Origin of the sequence: Rubrivivax gelatinosus (assembly GCF_016583785.1) — a bacterium.
Taxonomy (GTDB): Bacteria; Pseudomonadota; Gammaproteobacteria; order Burkholderiales; family Burkholderiaceae_C; genus Rubrivivax; species Rubrivivax gelatinosus_B.
In genome coordinates this window covers 1-1,653 of sequence record NZ_NRRU01000209.1, presented here as the reverse complement: position 1 = coordinate 1,653, position 1,653 = coordinate 1, and the positions used below count along the sequence as shown (strand labels likewise).

1 protein-coding gene is annotated in these 1,653 nt (G+C 72.4%); it reads right to left on the bottom strand.

Annotation, left to right across the window (positions count from 1 at the left end; genetic code table 11):
- On the bottom strand, positions 1 to 1,653 hold a 1,653-nt coding region (locus CKO43_RS25375), incomplete at both ends, for a type VI secretion system Vgr family protein (RefSeq protein WP_200380408.1).

Genomic DNA, 1,653 nt, shown 5'->3' with positions numbered 1-1,653 from the left:
TCTTGATGAGCGTGGCGAGTTGCTTGACCAGCGCCAGCCCGGCAGCGTTGTCGCCGGCCGGCGCGGCCTCGGGCTGGCCATAGGTGGTCAGCAGGATGCCCTGGGCCGCCCGGATGGCGCCCCAGGCGTCGGTACGCAGCTCGAAGCCCAGACCGCGAAAGCTGCCGCGGTGGTTGTCGGCCTGGTGGACGAGGTGGCCCAGGTTGAGCTGCGTGGCGTGCTGGGTGGTCGCCAGCTGCACGCGCAGCTGCGAGTCGCTGTCATCGAAGACCAGCTGGTTGAAGCCGATGCCGCGGAACTCCTGCGTCTTGAAGCCCGACAGCGCCGCGGCGTTGTTCTGCGTGTTCTGGCCTTCGGTGGCTTCGCCTGGGCCAGCGCCGTGCCAGGCGGGGCTGTGGCCCGACGTGAGGTTGCCCTGCGCGCCGGGCGCATGGTCGCTGCTGGCGGCCAGCGGGGCCCGGTCGGCTTGGGCTTGCTGCCCGCCCGGCGTGGCCGGCACGCCGGCTTCGCCGCGGCCGTTGTACAGCGCGCCTTGCACGATGGGCCGGTCGATGTCGCCTTCGACGAAGCCCACCAGCACCTCCTGGCCGATGCGCGGGATCCACTGCACGCCGTGGCCGGCGCCGGCCCAGCGCTGGATGACGCGCACCCAGGTGGACGAGCGGCTGGTGTCGGCCGCGCGGTGCTCGCCGTCCTGCCACGGAAAGCGCACGCGCACGCGGCCCAGGCGGTCGGTGTGGATCTCTTCGGCCGAGGCGGCATCGCCCTCGGGGCCGACGACGGTGGCGGTCTGCAGGCCCGGCGCCTGCGGGCGTGGGTTGAGCAGAACCCCGCTGTCGTCCCAGCGCCAGGGCCGCCAGGGCACGGTGGCGCGCAGCGCTTCGAAGGCGTTGCCGTAGCCGCTGGCGGCGGCCTGGGCGCGCACCGGGGCGGGCACCCAGTCGGGCAGAGCCTTCGCGACCGCTGGGCTCATGCCCTTGGGCAGGTTGTTGATGCCGGCGTGCACGACCTGGGTCAGCAGGAACTGGCGGTCACGCTCGCTGTGCTGGGCGCCCAGTTCGGGCAAGAAGTCCAGCGGACTGTCGCGCAGTGCAAAGGTGCTGCCGGGCCCGAAGCTGCGCACGGTGCCGCGGCCCAGCCAGCGCTTGTGGCGGGCCTCCAGAGTCTGCTGCAGCAGCAGTGCGGCGCGCTCGGCACGGGAGGTGTCGGCAAAGGCATAAGCGCCGGCGGGCTGGTAGCTCTCCAGCAGGTCCACCAGTGCGCCTGAGGAGCCGCCACCGAACGCGAAGGCGGTGGGCACGCTGGCCACGACGCTGCGGTGGGCCTTGTAGTCCCAGGCCACCGTCGAGACGGTGGTGGACTGCAGCGTTCGCAACCCGCCGAAGGCCTGGATGCTGTCCTGTTCCTCGACCGCGGCTTCGCGGTGAAAGCGCACGCCGCCTGAGGTGGCAGAGACCGTGTCCTCGGGACATGACTCGGCCTGGGCGCTGTCGGCGAAGATGACCAGCGCATGGCCCAGCGGCGCGGCGTCGTCGGGCTCGATGCGCCAGGCCAGGCCTTCTTCGGCCAGCAGGCGCTGCACGAACGCCAGGTCCGTCTCGCGGTACTGCACGCAGTAGCTGCGCACGCCGTCGGTGCCGGTGAAGGCGCTGG